The 21,365-nt window shown below is 69.7% G+C and carries 18 protein-coding genes; 17 read left to right on the top strand and 1 reads right to left on the bottom strand.

The window, feature by feature from the left end; genetic code table 11:
- The first annotated feature begins 4 nt into the window (after positions 1-4).
- The 7 genes from D7W82_RS18045 to D7W82_RS18015 all read left to right on the top strand — a co-directional run bounded on the left by D7W82_RS18045 (position 5) and on the right by D7W82_RS18015 (position 6,466).
- Complete coding sequence (locus D7W82_RS18045; RefSeq protein ID WP_120619543.1) at positions 5-1,888, top strand: hypothetical protein; 1,884 nt, start codon at positions 5-7, stop codon at positions 1,886-1,888.
- A 187-nt stretch (positions 1,889-2,075) separates the two neighbouring features.
- Positions 2,076-2,459 carry a PAS domain-containing protein gene (locus D7W82_RS18040; protein WP_233587754.1) on the top strand — a complete coding sequence of 128 codons (384 nt, stop codon included), beginning with the start codon at positions 2,076-2,078 and terminating at the stop codon, positions 2,457-2,459.
- A gap of 251 nt (positions 2,460-2,710) precedes the next feature.
- Positions 2,711-3,889, top strand: coding sequence for a hypothetical protein (locus tag D7W82_RS18035; protein ID WP_370451027.1), 1,179 nt, complete (start codon positions 2,711-2,713; stop codon positions 3,887-3,889).
- Positions 3,886-4,248, top strand: a complete 363-nt coding sequence (locus D7W82_RS18030) for a DUF2019 domain-containing protein (protein WP_120619540.1) — start codon at positions 3,886-3,888, stop codon at positions 4,246-4,248. The genes D7W82_RS18035 and D7W82_RS18030 overlap by 4 nt, the downstream gene beginning before the upstream one ends.
- 298 nt (positions 4,249-4,546) lie before the next feature.
- Positions 4,547-5,725 (top strand): hypothetical protein, encoded by a 1,179-nt coding sequence (locus D7W82_RS18025; RefSeq protein ID WP_233587749.1) that lies wholly within the window; start codon positions 4,547-4,549, stop codon positions 5,723-5,725.
- Complete coding sequence (locus tag D7W82_RS18020) at positions 5,722-6,084, top strand: DUF2019 domain-containing protein (protein ID WP_120619538.1); 363 nt, start codon at positions 5,722-5,724, stop codon at positions 6,082-6,084. The genes D7W82_RS18025 and D7W82_RS18020 overlap by 4 nt, the downstream gene beginning before the upstream one ends.
- 19 nt (positions 6,085-6,103) lie before the next feature.
- Complete coding sequence (locus D7W82_RS18015) at positions 6,104-6,466, top strand: hypothetical protein (RefSeq protein ID WP_120619537.1); 363 nt, start codon at positions 6,104-6,106, stop codon at positions 6,464-6,466.
- A 16-nt stretch (positions 6,467-6,482) separates the two neighbouring features.
- Here the strand turns inward: D7W82_RS18015 and D7W82_RS18010 are convergent, their stop codons facing one another.
- Positions 6,483-7,670: a DUF4388 domain-containing protein gene (locus tag D7W82_RS18010; RefSeq protein ID WP_120619536.1), complete on the bottom strand. Its 1,188-nt coding sequence runs from the start codon at positions 7,668-7,670 to the stop codon at positions 6,483-6,485.
- Positions 7,671-7,915: 245 nt separating this feature from the next.
- Here D7W82_RS18010 and trpS point away from each other — a divergent pair, with 245 nt between their 5' ends.
- The 10 genes from trpS to D7W82_RS17960 form a co-directional block, all read left to right on the top strand.
- The gene (gene trpS, locus D7W82_RS18005) at positions 7,916-8,929 is read left to right on the top strand and encodes a tryptophan--tRNA ligase (protein WP_120619535.1); all 1,014 of its coding nucleotides are present in this window, start codon (positions 7,916-7,918) and stop codon (positions 8,927-8,929) included.
- A 201-nt stretch (positions 8,930-9,130) separates the two neighbouring features.
- Entirely contained in the window at positions 9,131-9,943 is an 813-nt protein-coding gene (locus D7W82_RS18000) for a ScpA family protein (RefSeq protein ID WP_370451028.1), read from the top strand.
- Entirely contained in the window at positions 9,930-10,931 is a 1,002-nt protein-coding gene (scpB, locus tag D7W82_RS17995) for an SMC-Scp complex subunit ScpB (RefSeq protein WP_120619533.1), read from the top strand. Before D7W82_RS18000 ends, scpB begins: the two co-directional genes overlap by 14 nt.
- A 30-nt stretch (positions 10,932-10,961) precedes the next feature.
- Positions 10,962-13,559: a pseudouridine synthase gene (locus tag D7W82_RS17990; RefSeq protein WP_120619532.1), complete on the top strand. Its 2,598-nt coding sequence runs from the start codon at positions 10,962-10,964 to the stop codon at positions 13,557-13,559.
- 97 nt (positions 13,560-13,656) lie between these two features.
- A complete protein-coding gene (locus tag D7W82_RS42555) occupies positions 13,657-15,774 on the top strand; it encodes a HEAT repeat domain-containing protein (RefSeq protein WP_120619531.1) in 2,118 nt (705 codons plus the stop codon).
- The gene (locus tag D7W82_RS17980; protein ID WP_120619530.1) at positions 15,775-17,652 is read left to right on the top strand and encodes a cyclic nucleotide-binding domain-containing protein; all 1,878 of its coding nucleotides are present in this window, start codon (positions 15,775-15,777) and stop codon (positions 17,650-17,652) included.
- 108 nt (positions 17,653-17,760) lie between these two features.
- On the top strand, positions 17,761-18,675 hold the full coding sequence (locus tag D7W82_RS17975; protein WP_147439377.1) for a hypothetical protein: 915 nt from the start codon (positions 17,761-17,763) through the stop codon (positions 18,673-18,675).
- A 6-nt stretch (positions 18,676-18,681) separates the two neighbouring features.
- A complete protein-coding gene (locus D7W82_RS17970; protein ID WP_120619528.1) occupies positions 18,682-20,397 on the top strand; it encodes an AMP-binding protein in 1,716 nt (571 codons plus the stop codon).
- Between the two features lie 16 nt (positions 20,398-20,413).
- Positions 20,414-20,800: a DUF4280 domain-containing protein gene (locus tag D7W82_RS17965; protein ID WP_014396949.1), complete on the top strand. Its 387-nt coding sequence runs from the start codon at positions 20,414-20,416 to the stop codon at positions 20,798-20,800.
- On the top strand, positions 20,793-21,365 hold a 573-nt coding region (locus D7W82_RS17960; RefSeq protein ID WP_304988731.1), incomplete at its 3' end, for a type VI secretion system protein IglI family protein. The genes D7W82_RS17965 and D7W82_RS17960, both read left to right, overlap by 8 nt.

Below are 21,365 nucleotides of genomic sequence, written 5' to 3'. Positions count from 1 at the left end.
CCTCATGCCCATCTTCGACAAGGCCATCATCGGTGCTGGTGGCGGTGCCATGTACTACCTCGATGCGCGCATGGGGTCCGACCTCACGTCGGGCATCCGGGAGCAGCTCACGAAGCAGTTCGGTGAAATCGAGAACCTGGAGTCCCGCAAGAAGGCGCTTGAGCACCTGATGTTCGTCGGTGACAAGGACATCGACATGAAGAAGGCCCCGGAGGACAAGTCGCTCCTGGACCTCACGTCCAAGCGCGCCTTGTTCGCGAACACGGTGCTCATCGGCATGAGCAACCCGTGGCACATCAACAAGACCGACACGCAAACGGGGCGCGGCAGCAACTACGTCGTCAATCACACCCGCCAGGTGATCAGCACCCGGCCGCTCTCCTCCTTCCAGAACTCCCAGACCCGGACCAAGGTGAAGGAGGAGTGGCAGAAGGTCTTCAGCACGAGCAACCCCGTGGTCGGCGAGGAGGAGCTGTTCGCGCAGTCCCAGGGCTACACGACCCGCGAGAGCTTCAAGGACGAGTGGCTGGACGTGATCGGCCGCGCCATGAACCTGGGCCTGACCCGGCTCTGGGGACACGTGACGAAGATCGAGTTCAAGGACGACGGAGGCGAGGACGACAAGCACTTCGAGATCACCTTCACGCCCGCGGAGTTCGAGAAGGTGAATGAGCCCATCAAGGCCCGCGAGCTGCTCCTGATGACGGGCAACGGGAGCTACCTCAAGCCCACGGAGGCCAACGGCATCAAGGCCCCCGAGAACTGGGAGCAGGACCGGCGGATCATGGACATGGATCAGCTCATGCGCTACCTGGCGACAAGCGGGGCGACGGGCAAGACCATCTGCATCCAGGGCGGAAACGCGGCCATCGACGCGGTCGAGCAGGCCATCCGGTACGGCCACAAGGTGCACTGGCTGGTGCGCTCCGGGGTGAACATCCTCGCCAACTCCCTGCTCGTGAATGCCCCCAAGCTCGCCGACAACGGGACCCTCCTGAACCAGGGGGTCACGTCGACCTTCCAGAAGAACGTGAGCTACTCGGAGGTCGAAAGCACCGGGGGCCTGACCCTCCAGGTGAAGGCCTACAAGGTGGAGAGCAACAAGTCGAAGACGCTGCTCACCACCCTCGACGACGTCCACGTCTACGTCTACTGCATCGGGAATGAGGTGAACGACAGCCCGTCCGGGGTGGCGAAGCTGCTGGTCGACAGCAAGTTGGTGGACGTGAAGTCCAACAAGGTCGACGACCCGAAGCTGGAGGCCATCTACGACGAAGGCTGGCTCTTCCGGAGCCTGTCGAAGCGGAAGGGGGCGCTGAAGGAGGCGGCCATCGGGCTGCGCAAGAAGTTCTCCGAGCGCTGCCGCATCGACGTCCTGGGCGCGGCGTCCTTCATGCTCGTCCCACCGCAAGGGGAGCTCGGGAGCAAGCTGAAGCCCCTGACGAACTACCAGATCCAATCCGTCGCGGACGTGCGCCAGTTGGCGGCGCTCAAGGACGTGATGCGGGCGTACTGCAACAGCCTGAGTGGCGCCTCGCTGGATCCGACGAACGCGAACTTCCTGGGCGGCACCAAGAACGAGATCGCCGCCTTCATCGCCATGCACTACGAGTTCATCCCCCCGGTCGTCGCGGATGAACTCACCACCTTCCTCATGCTCGTGCGGACGCGGGACGAGTTCACCAACGGCTACACCGGCACGGAGATCCGGGGCATCCAGGACGCCCTGAAGCGGATCGACGACTACTTCGAGAAGAACGCCGAGGTCCGGAGGTTCCTGGAGAAGAAGATGACCCAGGTGGTGATGGATTACCGCAAGCTCATGCTCACCCCGTTCCAGGTGGAGATCCCCACGTTGAAGTGGCTGGACATCCACTGGGACAGCTGAGCCGGGCGAGGGCTTCCGTCCGATAGCGGAGGATTGCACGGGCGAGGAAGCACACCATCCAACGATCAAACGTTGGACACCGCCATCGCACGGACGTGCGGGTGCGGACATCTTCTACGGTTCGCGCATGAACCCGACCCCGCACACGCCCCCCTCTGGCGAACCCGTTCCCCTGCAAGCCACCTCCATGGAGTCGATTGACGCGCTCATCCAGCGCGTCGACGGCATGTCGGAGCTGGAGCTGGATCATCTGCCGCTGGGGATGATCCAGCTCGACGGGCAGGGCCGGATCCTCAAGTTCAACCGGACCGAGGCCGCGCTGGCGCGCATCCAGGCGCGCGAGCAGATCGGCAAGAACTTCTTCTACGACGTCGCGCCGTGCACCCGCGTGCGGCAGTTCTTCGGCCTGTTCCAGGAGGGCGTGCGGGAGAAGAAGCTCTACCAGACGTTCGGCTTCGTCTTCCGCTTTGCGCACGGCGCGCGCCACGTGGCCATCACGCTGTTCTACAGCGACAAGACGGAATCGGTCTGGGTGCTGGTGTCCGACAGGAAGATGCCCGACGCGCGCTGAAGCCGCTTCAGCGCACGAAGCCCGCGACGGGGCTTTCCTTGCTCACGACGTTCATCGTCCGGAGCCAGGCATGGGCCTCCTCGCCAGGCCGGGCGTGGACGCGCACTCGCGGTTCAGGAAACCGCCCGGGCTTCCCCTCGGGTCAAGCCACACGCTAGGGAGTGGACCCGGAGGGGTCCATGGCCTTTCGAGTCCAGATCGCTGTCCTGCTCCTCGCCTTGCTTGGTGCGTGTGCCGCCCCGAGGGGCAGGGTGCGGCTGGATACCGGTGACGGTGCACCCATCGAGTACAGCCCGCCGTCTCCCGTCCGGGTGGTGACGGTGGGGGAGGGTGCCTTCGAGGAGGCGCTGACGGAGCTGGTGCTGGTGACACCCCTGCGCCTCCGGGCTTCGAGGTCAGGCGACTGGGTGCGCGCCTCCTATTCCACGGGGGATTCGGACCGTGCCTTTGGGGGCTTCTGCGAGCCGGGACTCCGGCGGGGTGACTGCGTCTCGCTGCTCGAAGACGTGATGGGGCTGAGCGACTGGGACAAGTTCGGCGTGGCGCTCGCCCTGTCCCTGGACCCACTCAAGGAGAGCATCTCCAGGGCCGTGGAGGAGACCCTGGCACCGCAGCTCTTCTATTCGGTCATTGCCACGGGCCTCGTGACCTGGGCCGCGCTGGCCGCGAATCCCGAGCCTGCCTTCACCAAGGCCGCCGCGGTCATCTCAGCTCTGCTGCTCATCTACCTGGGCGCGGAGACGTTCCTGGAGCTGATTGACGCGAGCCAGGACCTGAAGCTCGCGACGGACGGAGCCACGACCTGGAAGGAGCTGGATGCATCCGGCCAGCGCTTCGCAACCCGGGTCGGTCCATCCATCGCGCGAGTCCTGGTCCTCGCGACCACCGTCGCGGTGAGTCATGGGATGACCGGTGGTGCCTCGTTGCTGGCGGCCCGGCTCGCGACGCTGCCGAACTTCCCGGGAGGCGCGGCGGTGGCCTCACGCGTAGGAGTCAACGTCGCGAGCCTCGAGCAGGTGAGGGCGGTGTCCGTCTCGGGCGGAGTCATCACGATCTCCCTGCCATCCACGGCCGTCGCCATGGTGGCGAAGCCTCCGCCCAGCACCACGTCAGGCGGGGCGCGTTCCTGGAACTCCTTCAGCGCCCTGAAGCGGGCCCGAGGACCCGCGGGGACAGGGAAGCAGTGGCACCACATCGTCGAGCAGACGGACGGCAACGTGCGGCGCTTCGGCCCCCAGGCCCTGCACAATACCGACAACGTGATTGCCATCGACGAAGCCATCCACCAACGGATCAGCGGATACTATTCATCGAAGGCCCCCGCCCTCACGGGCTCGCAGACTGTGCGGCAATGGTTGAGCACGCAGTCGTTTCAGGCCCAGAAGGACTTCGGCATGATGACTCTCAAGCGATTTGGAGCCATTCCTTGAGCGCCCGAAAGTTTCAGAAGGCCAGCATCGAAGAACTCGTCCAGTGGTACGCGGAGAGCTCGGTCGTATACGAACAATCCCTGAATGCCGCGGACTCGCGTTCCGCCAATCGCGCCGCTGACAAGATCTCAGGAACCTACCGGGAGCTTCGGAGTCGTGGTGCGGAGTCCCAGCTTCTCCCCCTGCTCAAGAGCGAGAACGAAACCGTTCGAACCCACGTCGCGGCCCATGCTCTGGAGTTCGCTCCCGAGCTCGGTGAGCCGGTGCTGCTCTGGATCGCGAAACGACCAGGGTTCAATGGGATTGCTGCGCATTACGCGCTCAAGGCGTGGCGCGAGGGCACACTCGAGTTTCCCTGAGCGCACTACGGAGTCCTCCATGTAGCCCGCTGTCCGTTCGAGCACCTCTACGGGGGGGATTCGCTCACAGGCTGCCTGATCCATCCGCGCTCCTTCGCTGGGGTCTCTCATGACGCGTACCCATGGCCTGCGGTTTAGGAAACCGCCGCGCCATCCAATGGCACTGGCCCTCGGTTCCAGCCTGGGCTTCCCCTTGGGTCAAGCCACACGCTAGGGAAAGGGACACATGACATTTCGAGTTCAGCTCGCCGTCCTGCTTCTCGTCTTGCTCAGTGCCTGCGCCTCCCCGAGGGGCAGGGTGCGGCTGGATACGGGCGAAGGTGCTCCCATCGAGTACAGCCCGCCATCTCCCGTCCGGGTGGTGACGGTGGGGGAGGGTGCATTTGAGGAGGCGCTGACGGAGCTGGTGCTGGTGACACCCCTGCGCCTCCGGGCTTCGAGGTCAGGCGACTGGGTGCGCGCCTCCTATTCCACGGGGGATTCGGACCGTGCCTTTGGGGGCTTCTGCGAGCCGGGACTCCGGCGGGGCAACTGCATCTCGTTGCTCGAAGACGTGATGGGGCTGAGCGACTGGGACAAGTTCGGCGTGGCGCTCGCACTGTCCCTGGACCCACTCAAGGAGAGCATCTCCAGGGCCGTGGAGGAGACCCTGGCACCGCAGCTCTTCTATTCGGCCATTGCCACGGGCCTCGTGACCTGGGCCGCGCTGGCCGCGAATCCCGAGCCTGCCTTCACCAAGGCCGCCGCGGTCATCTCCGTGCTGCTCCTGCTCTACCTGGGCGCGGAGACGTTCCTGGAGCTGATTGAGGCAAGCCAGGAGCTGAAGCTCGCGACGGACGGGGCCACCACCTGGAAGGAGCTGGATGCGTCCGGACAGCGCTTCGCAGCCCGGGTCGGTCCATCCATCGCGCGAGTCCTGGTCCTCGCGACCACCGTCGCGGTGAGTCATGGGATGACCGGTGGTGCCTCGTTGCTGGCGGCCCGGCTCGCGACGCTGCCGAACTTCCCGGGAGGCGCGGCGGTGGCTTCGCGCGTTGGCGTCAACGTCGCGAGCCTTGAGCAGGTGAGGGCGGTGTCCGTCTCGGGCGGAGTCATCACGCTCTCCCTGCCGTCCACGGCGGTCGCCATGGCGGCCAAGCCTCCGGCCAGCACCACGCCAGGCGGGGTGCGTTCCTGGAACTCCTTCAGCGCCCTGAAGCGGGCCCGAGGACCCGCGGGGACAGGGAAGCAGTGGCACCACATCGTCGAGCAGACGGACGGCAACGTGCGGCGCTTCGGCCCCCAGGCCCTGCACAACACCGAGAACGTGATCGCGATCGACGAAGCCGCCCACCAGCGGATCAGTGGGTACTACTCGTCCAAGGATTTTCGTATTTCCAGAACGCAGACGGTGCGGCAGTGGCTGAGCAGCCAGTCTTTCCAGACCCAATGGGACTTTGGCATGAAGACGCTCATGCGCATTGGAGTCGAGCCTTGAGTGCCCGAAAATTTCAGAAGGCCAGTGTTGAAGAACTCGTCCAGTGGTACGCGGAGGGCTCGGTCGCATACGAACAAGCCCTGGATGCTGCGGACTCGCGGTCCGCCAATCGCGCCCAGGACAAAATCACAGGGGCGTACCGGGAACTTCGGAGCCGTGGTGAAACGTCCCAGCTCCTTACTCTCCTCCAGAGCGAGAACGAAACCGTCCGAACCAACGTTGCGGTCCACGCCCTGGAGTTCGCTCCCGAGCGTGGCGAGCCGGTACTGCTCTGGATCGCAAAGCGTCCGGGGATCAATGGGCTCGCTGCGGAATACGCGCTCAAGGCCTGGCGCGAGGGCACGCTCGAATTCCCCTGAGCGCACTACTGAGTCCTCCATGAGTGCCCGCAAGTTTCAGAAGGCCAGTATCGAAGATCTCGTCAGGTGGTACGAGGAAGGCTCGGTCGCGTATGGACAGGCGCTGGATGCTGCGGACTCACGGTCCGCCAATCGCGCCCAGGACAGAGTAACGGGGGTGTATCGCGAGCTTCGACGCCGGGCAGCCACTTCGCTGCTCCTTCCCTTGCTTCACAGCAAGGACGAGATCATCCGGTCCTTCGTCGCGACACATGCCCTGGAGTTCGCACCCGAGCATGGCGAGCCCGTCCTTCTTTGGCTCGCGGCTCGTCCGGGGCCCAACAGAACCCCTGCACTGTACGCGCTCAAGGCGTGGCGCGAGGGCGCGCTCAAGTTCCCCTGAACGCGCCCTCCAGCCCTCAGCTCCCGCCCAGGTCCCCCAGGTTCAACCCGTACGGATCCGTCGTCGTGCGCCTGAGCCCAGGCTCCGGCGCTCCCGGCGCCAACGGCGCCACGCGGATCAACCCCGCGGCCCTCAACCGCTCCACGGACCGTGACGCCGCCAGCTCGCCCATGGCCGCCGTGCGCAGGGCCTGACGGATGCTCCGGCTGCCCCTCAACTTCGAATACAGATACAGGTCGTCCGCCGTCAGATCCGCCGGGGCAGGGCGGGGGATGGGCTCGAACACCAGCCTCCCGTCCAACGCGAACAGCGCGTCACTCAACGCCAGCGTCAGCCCCACCTCCGCCTCGCGGTACAGCGCGTGCGCCTCCGGCACCGGCCCCCGCTCCAGCACCTGCGCCGCCAACGCCACCGCCAGGTCGTACTTGCGCGACGACAGGAACGCGCGCACCAGCGCCAGCAGCTCCGTGAACTCCGTGGACTCGCCCACCGTGAGGCCCTTCGACCGGTGCGGCGCCAGCGCTCCCCGCCGGTACAGGTGCAGCACCCAGCGCGCCGCGAACAACGGCGCCTCCCTCGCGCTCGCCAAGAGCTCGCCCAGCGTCGCGCCTCCGGCCGCCAGGTCCAGGAGCACGTCCTCCTCCTCTGAGAACGTCTCCACCGCGAACTCGCGGAACACCCGGAACGTCGTGTCCAGGCGCGGGAAGATGTCCCGGAACTGCGCCCACTCCTGCACCCGCGCCACCGCGTCCCGGTGCAGCGTGCTCAATGGCAGCCGCAGGCCCACCGCCCGCCCGGACAGCGGCAACCCCGGCGTGAACTCCACCTCGCCCGACTCCCAGGCGTAGCAGTCGAACAGCGCCTCGCGCGCCTTGTGCTCCATCGCCTCCGTCAGCTGCGACAGCTCCACGAAACAGCGCTGCACCAGGAACGTGCCGTAGGGCAGGTTCGCCCCCTCCGCCGCCTCGAACGCCGCCGCCGCCCGGGGCGCTTCCAGGATGCGCAGGTTCACCAGCACCTGCGCCAGGTGCTCCCTCGGATCCGTGGAGGCCACCCCCACCAGGTGCCCGTCCCGCAGGTAGAACTCCCGGCGCACCGCGCCCCGCTCCACCCGCAGCGTCCCCTCCACCCCAGGCGTCGCGAACAGCGGGGGCAACACCAACTGGAGCCGGTAGCTGGCCAGGTTTCCTGTGAACGCTTCCATCCGTGGGCGCCCTCCAAGGCGGTCCGATGTGCTGCGCCGGCCGCCAGGGTACCTGGGAGACTTGAGACGTCTCAACCCCCTGAAACTGCTGGACTTTTCCTGCCCGGGCGAAATGTTCCAGAGAAGCCGGGCGCGCGAGTGTCAGGCATTGAAAGGGCCCACCTGTCCCAACGGAAGGTTGCAGCATGACGGCGGGTGTGCGAACGAGCCCTGTCCTCCACCCGTCATTGGGAGCGCGAATCGCGATGCGGATTCTCTCAGGCGTCCAGTCGTCCGGAAAGCTGCACATCGGCAACTATTACGGGGCGATGCGGCAGTTCGTGCAGCTCCAGGACCAGGGCGAGGCCTACTACTTCATCGCCAACTACCACGCGCTCACCACCGTGCGGGATCCCAAGCTCGCGCTGGAGCTGACGCGCGACGCGGCGCTCACGTACCTGTCGCTGGGCCTGGATCCGAAGAAGGCCGTCCTCTTCCGCCAGAGCGACGTGAAGGAGGTGCTGGAGCTCAACTGGATCCTCGGCACCGTGGTGCCCCAGGCCCACCTGGAGCGCGCGCACAGCTACAAGGACAAGGTCGCCCGCGGCATCAGCCCGGACTTCGGCCTCTACGCGTACCCCGTGCTCATGTCCGCGGACATCCTGCTCTACAGCGCGGATCAGGTGCCGGTGGGCAAGGATCAGATCCAGCACATCGAGTTCGCGCGCGACTGGGCCGTGAAGTTCAACACCCAGTACGTCCCCGGCTACGACCCGGCGGATCCGGAAGGCAAGGAGCGGGGCCACGCGCCCGGCATCCTCAAGCTCCCTGCCGCCTTCGTGCAGGAGAACGCCGCCACGGTGCCCGGCATCGACGGACAGAAGATGTCCAAGTCCTACGGCAACACGCTGGAGCTGTTCGGCGAGGAGAAGGACATCAAGAAGCGCATCATGTCCATCAAGACGGACTCCACGCCCGTGGACGCGCCCAAGCCCACTGTGGACGCGCCGCTGTATGACCTGCTCAAGCTGATGCTCCCGCCCGGCGAGTTCTCCGACGTGGACGCGTCCTGGAAGGCCGGCGGCAAGGGCTACGGCGACTTCAAGAAGAAGCTCCTGGACGCCTTCCACGTCACCTTCGGCCCCGCCCGCCAGCGCCGCCAGGAGCTGCTCAACGACCCCGGCGAGTTGGAGCGCATCCTCAAGGACGGCGCCGACCGCGCCCGGGCGGAAGCCACCCGCCTGATGGACCAGGTGAGGCGGGCCGTGGGAATCCCCTGAACACCCGTTCCTGTTCAAATGTTTGACCCCCCTGGGAGGCATTGCTAAGGAGGTCTGTCCCTCCGGCGCTCGTAAAGGCTGGAATTTCGGCCCCTTCCGCATGACGAAGTTCCCATCCCCCCAGAAGGACGCCGGCCGGTGAGCGAAGGTCGCAAGCCCCCACCGCCCGACGACCTCCCGCCGGACCCCGACGGGGAGGGATTGCCGCGCACACCCGGAGACGCCTTCCGGGTGGCGCTGCCCAACTTCGAGGGTCCCCTGGACCTGCTGCTCCATCTCATCAAGGAGCACCGGGTTGACATCTTCGACATCCCGCTGGCGCTGATCACGGCCAGGTACCTCGAGTACCTGGAGCGGATGCGGGAGCTGAACCTGGACATCGCCGGGGAGTTCCTGGTGATGGCCTCCACGCTCGCCCACTTGAAGAGCCGCATGCTCCTGCCCCGGCAGGACGCGGCCCAGGTGCCGGAAGGGGCGGACGCGCTCGCGGCGGTGGAGGAGGCGCAGGACCCTCGCGCGGAGCTGGTGCGCCGGCTGTTGGAGTACCAGAAGTACAAGGACGCCGCGGAGCACCTGGCCAAGCAGGACATCCTGGACCGGGACGTGTTCGCCCGGAAGGTGCCCGTGGAGGCGGTCCCCATCCCCGAGGACGAGGTGGGGCTCCAGGAGATCAGCGTCCTGAAGCTGGTGGAGGCGCTCGACCGGGTGCTCGAGCGGCTGACGCCCAAGGTGCAGCACGAGGTGGTGCTGGAGCGCGTCAGCCTGTCCGAGGCCATCCTCCGGCTGGCGGAGCGCGTGAAGAAGGACGGGCAGGTGGTGTTCGAGGCGCTGTTCACGGAGGCGGCCACGCGCCAGGAGGTGGTCATCACCTTCATCGCCATGCTGGAGATGGTGAAGCGCCGCCTCATCAAGGTCTTCCAGGAGGAGCCCCTGGGCCCCATCCAGGTGACGCCCAACGGGGACGCGCTGGAGAAGCTCGTCCCCACGGAGGTCGACGAGAGTGACTACCGGTAACGGTCCCGACGACGGTGACGAGACGCCCGCCCCCGGCACGCCCGGCGGCCCCGGACAGTTCTCCGAGGAGGAGATCGCCGCCGTCACCGGCCCCGGCCCGGACGACGCGGAGCTGGACGGGGTGGAGGCGGCCGCCATCGAGGAGGACTCGGACGACACCGACAACGTCCCGGACCTCCAGTCCTCCTTCGAGAAGCTGCTCGCCAAGAGCCGCAACCTCTCCCCGGACCGCATCCGCACGGTGCTGGAGAGCGTGCTCTTCGTCGCCGAGCGCCCCCTGTCCGTGGACGAGCTCTACCAGGCCACCGGCATCCCCAGGGACCCCATCCTCCAGGCGCTGGATCAGCTCTCCGGCATCCACCGCGAGGGCATCAGCGGCGTCGTCCTCTACGAGGTGGCGGGCGGGTGGCAGTTCCGCACGGACCCCCACTCCGCGGAGTACGTCCGGCGCTACCTCCGGGTGAAGCCGCAGCGGCTCACCCGCGCGGCCGTGGAGACGCTGGCCATCATCGCGTACCGGCAGCCCGTCACCCGGCCGGAGCTGGAGGACATCCGCGGCGTGGACTGCGGCGCGGTGCTCAAGGCGCTGATGGACCGCAAGCTGGTGAAAATCCTGGGGAAGCGGGAAGAAGTCGGCCGCCCCATTCTTTATGGAACCACGCGCGAGTTCCTGGAGTTCTTCGCGCTGAAGGACCTCTCCGCGCTGCCCACGCTCCGGGAATTCCATGAGTTGACCCAGGAGCACCGGGAAATCGTGGAGAAGGAGGCGGCTCCCCCGGCTCCGAAGGCGGAGGGGACGGTGGCGGCGCTGTCGGACCCGAACTTCACGAAGCGGATGGAGAAGAACGAGGCGGCCAGCGAGGCCGCTTTGGAGGAGCTGGAGGAGGCCATGGCCGCCGCGGAGCGGAGCCAGAAGGTCAGCGCCAGCATCCTGGAAAGCCCCCCTTCGCCCGAGAAGGGTGATAGCGAGGGGCCCAAGCCCGAGTGATGGGCGGCAACAACTGGAAGAAGGCACGGAATGGCGGCGGAACGTTTGCAGAAGTACCTGGCTCGCGCGGGAGTTGCTTCGCGCCGGCACGCGGAAGAACTCATCACCTCCGGTCGCGTCGGAGTGAACAACGAGACGGTGACGGAGCTGGGCAGCCGGGTGGAGCCCGGAGTGGACCTGGTGACCGTCGATGGGAAGCTCGTCACGCCGCCGGAAGAGTCGTCCTACTACCTGCTGTACAAGCCCGTGGGCGTCGTGACGACGCTGTCGGATCCGCAGGGCCGGCCCACGGTGGCCAGCTACGTGGAGGAGACGGGCCGCCGCCTGTTCCCCGTGGGACGTCTGGACTACGACGCCGAAGGGGCGCTGCTCTTCACGGATGACGGCGCGCTGGCGCACAAGCTCACGCACCCGAGCTTCCAGGTGCCTCGCACGTACCTGGCGAAGGTGAAGGGCGTGCCGGACATGCCCACGCTGGAGAAGCTGCGCGGTGGCGTGCGCCTGGAAGACGGCATGGCCACGCCCGTGTCCGTGGACATCTTCGAGAAGGCCGAGCGCAACACCTGGCTGAAGATCGTCGTGGCGGAGGGCCGTCCGCACCTCATCAAGCGCCTGTGCGCGGCGGTGGGGCACCCGGTGGTGCGCCTGTTCCGTCCGAACTACGCGGGCGTGGGCGTGGAGGGGCTGCGCCCCGGCGAGCTGCGTCCGCTGAAGGTCGCGGAAGTGCTGCAGCTCACGGAGGTGGCGGAGGGCCGTGCGCAGCCGGCGTCCTCGGACCTGAAGCTGCCGCCGCGCCGTCACGGGCGTTCGGCGCCGGGCTTCGGCGGGGCGGATGACGACGACATCGAGCTGTCGATGGACGACGACGCGCCGGCGGCGCCGCGCAAGACGGAGCGCGCGGCGAAGAAGGCTCCGACGGGGCCCAAGACCCGCGAGGCGCGTCCGGAGCGCAAGGAGTGGAAGGGCGTGCAGGACGGAGGCACGCGTCCGCCGAAGTTCGCGAAGCGCGGGGCGACGCTGGCCGCGGACGACGACGCGGAGCTGGAGGATGTGCCGACGTTCGACGACGAAGGTGACGAGACGGAGTCGGACGCCGCCGAGGGAGCCACCTACGGCAAGGCCGCGCGTGGCGCGGGCCGTGGCGCCAGGTCCGGGGGGGAGGGTGCTCCCCGTGGCGCCGCGCGGTTCGGCAAGCCGGCCGGTGCGGGCCGTTCCGAGGGCGGTGCGTCGCGCGGCGGTGGCCGGTTCGGCAAGCCGGCGGGCCGTGGTGGTGACGAGGGTGGTGCGCCTCGCGGTCGCAGCTTCGGCAAGCCGGCGGGCCGTGGTGGTGACGAGGGTGGTGCTCCTCGTGGCCGCAGCTTCGGCAAGCCGGCGGGCCGCTTCGGTGACGAGGGTGGCGCGCCTCGCGGTCGCAGCTTCGGCAAGCCCGCCGGTGCGGGTCGTTCCGAGGGCGGTGCTTCGCGTGGTGCTGGCCGCTTCGGTGACGAGGGTGGTGCTCCTCGTGGCCGCAGCTTCGGCAAGCCCGCGGGCCGCTTCGGCGACGAGGGCGGCGCGCCTCGCGAAGGCGGTCGGTTCGGCAAGCCGGCCGGTGCGGGTCGCTTCGGTGACGAGGGCGGCGCGCCTCGTGGCCGCAGCTTCGGCAAGCCCGCGGGTCGCTTCGGTGACGAGGGCAGTGCTCCTCGTGGCCGCAGCTTCGGCAAGCCGGCGGGTCGCTTCGGTGACGAGGGCGGAGCCCCTCGCGGTCGCAGCTTCGGCAAGCCGGCGGGTCGCTTCGGTGACGAGGGTGGTGCTCCTCGTGGCCGCAGCTTCGGCAAGCCGGCGGGCCGCTTCGGTGACGAGGGTGGTGCGCCTCGTGGTCGCAGCTTCGGCAAGCCCGCCGGTGCCGGTCGTTCCGAGGGCGGTGCTCCGCGTGGCCGCGGCTTCGGCAAGCCCGCCGGCCGCTTCGGTGACGAGGGCGGTGCCCCTCGCGGTCGCAGCTTCGGCAAGCCCGCCGGTGCGGGCCGTGGCGGTGACGAGCGCGCCCCTCGGGGTCGCTCCTTCGGAGACGAGGGCGGCGCGCCTCGTGGCCGCAGCTTCGGCAAGCCGGCCGGTGGCGGCCGTTTCGGTCGTGAAGAGGGCAGTGCGCCTCGCGGCGGCGCCCGCTTCGGCAAGCCCGCAGGTGCCGGTCGTTCGGAGGGCGGTGCTCCTCGCGGTGGCAGTCGGTTCGGTGGCGGAGAGGGCGGGGCCCCTCGCGGTGGCGCCCGCTTCGGCAAGCCCGCCGGCCGCTTCGGTGCAGAAGGCGGTGCTCCTCGCGGTGGCGCCCGCTTCGGCAAGCCCGCGGGCGCGGGGGGTGACCGTCCGGAGCGCCGTGAATGGAAGCCGCGCGGCGAGTCCGCGGGCCGTCCCGAGCGGAAGCCCCGCGGCGAGGACACCGGCAGCCGGTCTCGCGGCGGCGGTGAGTCCTCGTCCAGCGCCTCCGGCGAGCGCATCGTCCGCGCGGGCGTGAAGAAGGCCCCCCCGGGCGAGCGCGGCGGCGGCTACCAGGACTTCAAGGAGCGCAAGACGCGCGCCTCCGAGCCGAGCTGGAGCAGCAAGGCGCCTCGGGGAGGGGCAGGCCGTCCGCCCCCCCGTGGTGGCCGCTCCCGCTGAAACACCCCTCCTCCTGGGTCGCTCCGTCGGTGGGCGGCCCGGGAGGGCGTTGATATAACCGCCGCCTACCTCCAGCGTCCGCCGCTCCGGGAGAACGATGCGAATCCGCGTGCGACCCCTCTTCCTCGCCCTGACCCTGCTCGTCGGGTGCAACGGCAACCGGGATCAGCTCCTCGCGGAGATCCAGGACCCCCGTCCCGAAGTCCGCGCCGCGGCCGTGCGAAAGCTGGCCGAGCAGAACAACGCGGACGACCTGGTCCTCTTCACCCGCGCCGCCAAGGACCTCTCCGCCTTCGTCCGGGGTGAGGCCGCCACCGCGCTCGGGGAGAGCCAGGACCCGCGCGTCGTGGACCTGCTCGGAGAGCTCCTGGAGGATCCCGACGAGGCCGTGCAGGGCCAGGCCGCCCTGGCGCTCGCCAAGGTGAAGAACGACAAGGCCAAGGCGTACCTCACGCTCCAGTACGGACGGCGGGGCCGCGCCACGCGCCGGGTCATCGTCCAGGCCCTCAAGAGCGCCAACGTCCCCGGCGCCATGGCCACCGTCGTCGCCGCCGAAGCCAAGGGCCTCTGGGACCGCAACCTCCTGGCCCTCACCGAAGGCGCGCTCCCGGAGCGCGTGGGCGCCGCCGAAGAGCTGGGCAAGAGCGGCCGGGTGGAGGCGGTGAACCGGCTGCTGCCCATGGTGCGCGACAGCCAGGTCATCCTCGCCGCCGCCGCCGTGCGCGGGCTGGGAGACGCGGGCGACACGCGCGCGGTGGCCCCCATCGCGCTGCTCCTCGACGAGAGCTTCCCGGAGCTTCGCGAATCCGCCATCAGCGCGCTGATGAAGCTGCAGGACCCGACGGCCGCGACGAAGCTCCAGGCCGTGGCGGTGGAGAAGAGCGCGGTGAGCCCGCTGGCCACCGACGCCATCCTGACCTTCCCGCGCACGCCCGGGACGGACGCCGCGCTGTGCACCATCGCGCTCGACGGCGCCCGGGACGAGGCCCTCGAAGCCGCCCGCGCCATGCGTTCGCGAGGCGGCTGCCCGGCGGACCCCATCGCGGAACGGCTGTCGCGCCCGGCCTCCGCGGCGTCAGGGCTCCAGGCGGTGGCGGGCCTGGGCCCGGCGGCGCAGGCGCTGCTGCCCAAGGTGACGCCGTGGCTCAACCAGCCGGACGCCGGGCTGCGCACGCTCGCGGTGGAGGCGGTGACGCACGTGGGCGATGCGTCCGTGGTGCCCGTCATCCAGAAGCTCTACGAGCAGGAGGTCGCCGGGCTCACGGCGCTGCGCGCGGACTGGATCCCGCAGGCGCTGCCGCGGAAATACGCCGCGGAGCTGGATCCGTCCGCTCCGCGCCCGGAGGCGGCGAGGGGGAAGGAAGATCCCCGGTCCACCAAGCACGCGCAGCTCTTCGAGCGGCTCCAGGCGCTCAACGCGGCCCGCGCCAAGGAGGCCGGGCGCGTGGTGGTGCCGCCGCGAGTCCCCTCGGAGCTGAGCGACGACGTGGAGCCCGCGAAGCTGCAGCCGCTGGCCACGCTGCTCACCGCGCTGGGTGCGCTCAAGGCGCCCGGAGCGCTGGAGGTCCTCAAGGGCTACGCGGACGACGTGAGCCCGGTGCTGCGCGCGGCGGCGCTGGTGGGGCTCGCGTCCGTGGGGCCGGAGGGCATGGAGGTGACCCGCGCGGCGCTGCTGGAGCCCGACCGCGAGCTCCAGAAGACGCTGGCGCTGGCGCTGGCGGAGCAGGGCGAGGCCGGGCAGCTCGCGCTGGTGGCGTCGCTGCCGAAGATGGGCAGCGAGAAGCTGGTGGTCCTGGATGCGCTGACGCGCGTGGGCGCGCCGCCCGCGTCCGCGTCGGAGGCGTTGCAGGGCGTGGTGAAGGAGGGTGGGGCGGAGGCGGCGCTCGCGGCGCAGCTGTTGGGGCGGATGGGCGCGAAGGACGCGGTGCCCACGCTGCTCAAGGCGCTGGATGACTCCAACAGCGTGGCCCGGCGCGACGTGCTGCTGGCGCTGGGGGCCATGGGCGACGCGAAGTCCGCGGAGGTGGTGGGGCGCGACCTGTACCACGACCTGCCGGAGATCCGCGCCGCGGCGGCCACGGCGCTGCGCAAGATGAACACCGGCGCGGAGGCCGAGCCGCTGGACGCGCTGAAGGGCGACTACTTCCGCGAGGTCCGCGTCGCGGCGGGGGCCTCGCTGACGAAGGAAGGCACGGCGGCCGGCGGGGCGCGGTGAATGGAGTCCCGCGCGCTCAAGCACAAGGCGACGGAGGCCTTCGGCAAGGGCCGCTTCGCCAAGGCCGCGGAGCTGTACGAGGACTACTGCCAGGCGGAGCCGAAGGACCACCAGAGCCGCCTGCGCATGGGAGATGCGTGGTCCAAGGCCGGTCAGCGTGACCGAGCCGTCTCCGCGTACCAGGCCGCGGCGGAGGGCTTCGCGAAGGAGGGCTTCCTCCCGCGCGCCATCGCCGCGAGCAAGCTGATCCTCGAGCTGGATCCGTCCCACCAGGGCGTGCAGCAGATGCTCGCGGACCTGTACGCGCGAAGGGGCACGCCGGCCACCTCCAGGGCGAAGCCGAAGGACGCCGCGCCCACGTCCACCTCCGCGGGCCTCATCACCCAACGGGAGGCCCCGCCCGAAGCCACCCCTCCCAGGTCCACGCCCCCGGAGCCGCTGGAAGCTGGCGGCGCACCGGTTGACCTGTCGAACGCGCCCGCGCCCGTCGCGGACGACACCGAGGTGGTCCTCTCCGTCGAGGTCGAGGTCGAGCCCACGCAGGACGAGCCCAAGGCACCCACGGTGACCGAGGCCGCCGCGCCGCCACCCGCCGTCCCCGCACCCACGGGCCAGTCCGTCCGAGTCGCACCGCCGCCCCCACCTCCCATGCCCGAGCTTCCCCAGCTTCGAACGCCCAGCGGACGCTGGCAGGCGCTCGCGCCCCCCATCACGGGCCCCGACACCGCGCCGGCACCCACCGAGCCGAAGCCTCCCGCGCAGTCCGCGCCCCCGGGCCTGCGCCCCCGCCGCGTCGACACGCCCTCCAGGCCCACGGCCACGGTCGCCGCGGGGGCCTCCGTGGTGCCCACCACCGCCGGAGCCCTGGCGCCCTGGCGCGCGTCCCTGCGCGTCTCCAGCTTCACGGAGCTGGAGATCGAAGGGGACTCGCTGCTGCACGCGGTGGAGTTCGCGGCCCAGCGGGGACTGGCCGAACACGCGCAGGAAGAGGAGCCCGTCTACGAGCTGACCGAAGAGGCCGGGCCCGGCACCTGGGACGCGCTGCCGTCCATCCCACTCTTCTCCGACCTGCCTCGCGACGCGTTCATCCAGCTCTTCGAACGCTGCCCGCTGCGGCGCTTCGGCCCCGGCGAGCGCATCCTCGCGCAGGGCACGCACGGCGACGCCTTCTACGTCATCTGCGAAGGCAGCGTGCGCGTCTTCCGCGAGGAGGACGGCCGCCGCCAGGACCTGGCCACGCTGGAGCTCGGCGCCTTCTTCGGCGAGATGGCGCTCCTGTCCGGAGCCCCGCGCGCCGCCTCCGTGGAGTCCGTGTCCGACGACACGCAGGTGCTCGAAATCTCCGCCGCCGTGCTCGCCACGCTCTCGCGCAGCCATCCGCCCGTGGCCAAGGCCCTCAAGAAGTTCTGCCGCGAGCGGCTCCTCGCGAACGTGATGAACAGCTCCGCCCTGTTCCGTCCCTTCAACCGCAAGGATCGCCGCAACCTCGTGGAGCGCTTCCGGGCCCGCGACGTGGAGCGCGGCGACGTCATCATCCGCGAAGGCGACGCCACCGACGGCCTCTACGTCGTCCTCTCCGGCGAGGTGGAGGTCCACAAGAGCGGGCAGCGGCTGACGATCCTGAAGGAAGGGGAACTCTTCGGCGAAATCTCCCTCCTGCAGAAGACCCCGGCCACCGCCACCGTGGAGGCCACGCGCCACACGACGCTGCTGCGCCTGCCGCGCGAGGACTTCGACTCGCTCATCTCCAGCCACCCGCAGGTCCTGATGCTCGTCTCGGACCTGAGCGACGAACGCCTGCGCCGCACGCAGCACGTGCTGGACAGCCAGGCGGGCACCCCGCTGGACGACGAGGAAGAAGACCTCATCCTCGTCTGACGTGCCCTCGCGGGTCCCCTGGACGCAAGCCCACCCCGCGAGTCGCCTGACGCAACCCGGCAGGGCGCAAGGTTGTGACACCCGGGAGCGCCCGCTATCCTGCCCGGCATGGCTGGAGGCCAGCACGCGACAGCGGGATTGGGGCCCGACGACATCGCCGAGTTGGAAGCCCTTGGCTCCGAGCCCGGCTATGACGTGTTTCTCGCCCCCGCGCGTGCCCTCGAAGGCCCCGTGGAGGAGTGCCGCTCCAACATCGCGCTCGCATTCCACAACACGAAGCGCGGGGTGGAGAGCGTCCTCGCCCGTGAGGCGGAGGTCGCCGCGCTCCCGGGCGTGAACGTGGAGGATCTGCGCGAACTGCCGCTGCTCGCCCAGGGCCTGGCCTGGGCCGCGCTGCGCGTCCAGCGCGACATGCGGGCCAGCTCCTTCGGAACCCTCTTCGATCGCGCCCAGCAGCTGCGCCGCAAGCTGCTCAAGACCGCGGAGGCGCTCGCGGAGGCGTCCTTCCTCGCCGCCGTGGACGTGACTGCCGCCCACGGAGAGGGCCACCGCGACGTGGTGGGGGACTGTCTGGGACTCGTGGCGCTGTTCCGCAGGCACGAGGAGAAGCTCGCCGGCCGCTCCCCCGTCACCCCCGAGGACGTGAACGAGGTGGAGCGCGTGGCGCAGCAGCTGCGCGCCCTGCTCGCAGCCCCGGGAGAGGCCCGCGACGACGGAACCTCGCCGCTGCTCTTCGAGGCCACCGAGACGCGGGACCGCTTCTGGACGCTGCTCACCCGGCGCCACGATGTCCTCTGGCGCTGTGGCGCGTGGCTCTTTGGCCGGGACGTGGACATGCACGTGCCGCCGCTCCTGGCCCGCCACCCGCTGGTGCGCGCCGTCGAGCCCACCTCCATTGAACGCGCGAAGCAGCAGACGCCAGCGAAGCGCGGGGCGACCCCCATCGACTACGCCCCGGACAGCAACGTGCGCTCCAAGGTCCGCTTCATGGTGAAGGTCGGCTTCGACTTTCCCTCCCGCTAGACACCCATGCCTTTCGACGTGAAGGACATCCTCCGGCAGCTGGAAGCCGGCTTCCCCCCGGAGTCAGGCGCCCCGAAGTGGTGGCAGGAGAGCTGGGAGGATCCGGAAGGGTTCGCCGTGGCGCTCGCGGACGCCCACGCGGGCCGGGGCGTCCCGCCGCCCAAGAGCCGCCCGGGTCAGCAGTACGACTTCTTCCATGATCTCATCGTGCGCCACGTCGCGCTGGAGCGCCCCGCGTTCCGCACGCACCAGCGCATCCAGGGCTGGCAGGCCGTGGGCTACCGCGCGCTGCACGACCTGGCCTCGCGCCGCGCCAGCGAATGGGCGGATCAGGGCGTGGAGCCGGGCGCCAAGGTGTGCCTGGTCCACGGCGTGGGGCAGGAGCTGCTCGTGTCGCTCCTGGCCACGCTGAAGCTGGGCGGCTGCTTCACGCTCCTGCCGCCCATGGGCCCGCGCGCCATGGCCACGCGGCTGGAGTCCCTGACGCCGGACTTCATCGCCGCGGAGCCCCACCAGCTCCCACTCCTCAAGGGCCACGAGCAGCTCTTGCTCAAGAGCCAGGGGAGGGGAGCGCCGGGCTTCACGTCCCACACGTACAAGCCGTCGGACGTGGTGGGGCTGCTCTTCTCGCCGCTGGTGGATCCGCCGCACACGCCCGTGCCCCTCACCGCGGAGAACGCGTGGAAGGGCGCCATCGGCGACGGGATGCTCACCTTCGGCCTGTCGCCGGGGGACCTGCTCGCGGCGCCGGACTTCCCGGTGCTCCAGCACCTGCCGGCGCTCCTCTTCACCACGCTCCTGCGCGGCGCCACGTACCTGCACCTGGAGATGGCGGACCTGGCGCTCAACCCGGCCCCGCTCCTGGAGAACCCGCTGCGCGCCCTGGGCGTCACGCCGAAGCTGCGCGACCTGCTCCTGCGCCACCGCGCTTCCCTCCGCAACGTGCAGCACTGGTTCCGCAGCCCGGAGGAGCCCTTCGACGCCCAGGCGTGGCGCGCGTGGGTGAAGCAGTGCGGCCTCCAGGCCGTGCCGTCCTCCAACATCCTCATCGACGCGTCCGCCGGCGGCGCGGTGCTGGTGTCGTCGCGCGGCGTGAACGAGCCGGCCACGGACGTGCACACGGACGTCCTCCCCGTCCCGGGCCGCGCGTGGACGCTGAAGGATCCGAACGAGAGCGGGCAGGGCGCTCCCACGGACGTGGGCGTCTTCACGCTCCTGCCGGACAAGGAACACCCGCCCGGCCACGTCCTGCTCGCGCGGATCCGCCAGCGCTACCACTACGCGGGCACGCTGGGCTTCCGGCACGACGGCCGCCCCTACTCCGCGAAGGAGGTCACCGCCGCGCTGGAGGGCCTGCCGTTCCTCGCGGGCACCAGCGTGGTGCCGGTGTCCACCGGCGGCCTCGCCAGCCACTCCCGCTTCATCCTCCTGGCCTTCACCGGGGCCACGCCTGCTCCCTCGTCCGGCGAGCAGGAGATCCACCGGCGCATCGAAATGCTGCTCGGCGGGGATTTCCTGCCGGACCGCATCGAGTTCTTTCCGCTCTTTCCCCACCGGGTGAAGGGCGCGGTCGACGACGCGTGGTGCGCCTCGCAGTTCTTCACCGGGGCGCTCCACAAGAAGGCGAAGGACCCGATGTTCCAGGCCCTCACCGCCCTGCGGGGACGACTGCTGGAAAGCGCTGCCGCTTCGGGCGAAGATGACCCGTCGCCAGCGCGCTGAAAGAAGGGAGCGGCACATGGGTGCTCAGGTCGTGATGGGAGCGATGCTCCAATGCAGCTTCGGGATGGCGCCCTCGTCACTGATGGTGCTGCCCGTGAACCGGATCATGGCCACCACGCCCGCGGCGAACATCATGGACAACAAGCCGTTCCTGAACGTGCTTCCCTTCGGCATGTGCCAGTCCCTGGCCAACCCCATGGTGGCGGCGGCGACCGCGGCGGCCTTCGGCGTCCTCACCCCCATGCCCTGCATCCCCGCCACCGCGGCCCCCTGGGTGCCCGGGTGCCCCAAGGTGCTCATCGGCAACATGCCGGCGCTGGAGAGCAACTCCAAGTGCATGTGCAACTGGGGCGGCGTCATCCAGGTCGTCTCCCCCGGACAGATGGTGGCCATCGATGGGTAGCCCCGCACAGGTGTTGGAGCCCGTGGACTTCACGCTGCTCGACGTGGAGTTCACCACCGCCCCCGTACCGCTCGACGAGTCCGAGGGCCCGGATCCGCGCCTGGAGGTCATCACCGGCTTCGTGGCCAAGAGCGAGTACTCGGACGCGGCCCGCGCCGCCGAGGGGCTCTTGCGCCAGGGCGTGCGCGACGTGCGCGTGGTGGGGCCGTACCTCTTCGGCCACTTCTTCGCGGACGGCATGAAGGCGCTGCCCGTCCTGTTCCGCTCCCTCAAGCGCACGCTGACGGAGAACTGGGACTTCTTCGGCCCGATGGAGAAGAAGCTCGTCTTCGCGGACACCGGCCTGCGCTGGCTGCTGAAGATGATGGGCAAGCACCTGGAACACCATACGCGCCTCAAGGACGCGCAATGGCAGACATGGAGCGCGGCCGGCAACCGTGAGCCCATCGAAGAGGCCCTGGCCCTGGGCGACCCGCTCATCGCCGCCCTCGCCATCCTGCAGAAGAGCGCGTGCATGGACGCCATGCGCACGCTGCTCGGCGCGCTGCGCTCCCACGCCCAGGCC

The sequence above is a fragment of the Corallococcus sp. CA049B genome, assembly GCF_003611685.1.
GTDB lineage: Bacteria > Myxococcota > Myxococcia > Myxococcales > Myxococcaceae > Corallococcus > Corallococcus coralloides.
This window is presented reverse-complemented; position numbering and strand designations above follow the sequence as displayed.

Coding starts and splice junctions, on each gene's coding strand:
- D7W82_RS18010 (WP_120619536.1), bottom strand. CDS start 7,670: ATGGAAGCGTTCACAGGAAACCTGGCCAGCTACCGGCTCCAGTTGGTG.
- D7W82_RS18045 (WP_120619543.1), top strand. CDS start 5: ATGCCCATCTTCGACAAGGCCATCATCGGTGCTGGTGGCGGTGCCATG.
- D7W82_RS17990 (WP_120619532.1), top strand. CDS start 10,962: ATGGCGGCGGAACGTTTGCAGAAGTACCTGGCTCGCGCGGGAGTTGCT.
- D7W82_RS42555 (WP_120619531.1), top strand. CDS start 13,657: ATGCGAATCCGCGTGCGACCCCTCTTCCTCGCCCTGACCCTGCTCGTC.
- trpS (WP_120619535.1), top strand. CDS start 7,916: ATGCGGATTCTCTCAGGCGTCCAGTCGTCCGGAAAGCTGCACATCGGC.
- D7W82_RS17980 (WP_120619530.1), top strand. CDS start 15,775: ATGGAGTCCCGCGCGCTCAAGCACAAGGCGACGGAGGCCTTCGGCAAG.
- D7W82_RS18040 (WP_233587754.1), top strand. CDS start 2,076: ATGGAGTCGATTGACGCGCTCATCCAGCGCGTCGACGGCATGTCGGAG.
- D7W82_RS17970 (WP_120619528.1), top strand. CDS start 18,682: ATGCCTTTCGACGTGAAGGACATCCTCCGGCAGCTGGAAGCCGGCTTC.
- D7W82_RS17965 (WP_014396949.1), top strand. CDS start 20,414: ATGGGTGCTCAGGTCGTGATGGGAGCGATGCTCCAATGCAGCTTCGGG.
- D7W82_RS17975 (WP_147439377.1), top strand. CDS start 17,761: ATGGCTGGAGGCCAGCACGCGACAGCGGGATTGGGGCCCGACGACATC.
- D7W82_RS18015 (WP_120619537.1), top strand. CDS start 6,104: ATGAGTGCCCGCAAGTTTCAGAAGGCCAGTATCGAAGATCTCGTCAGG.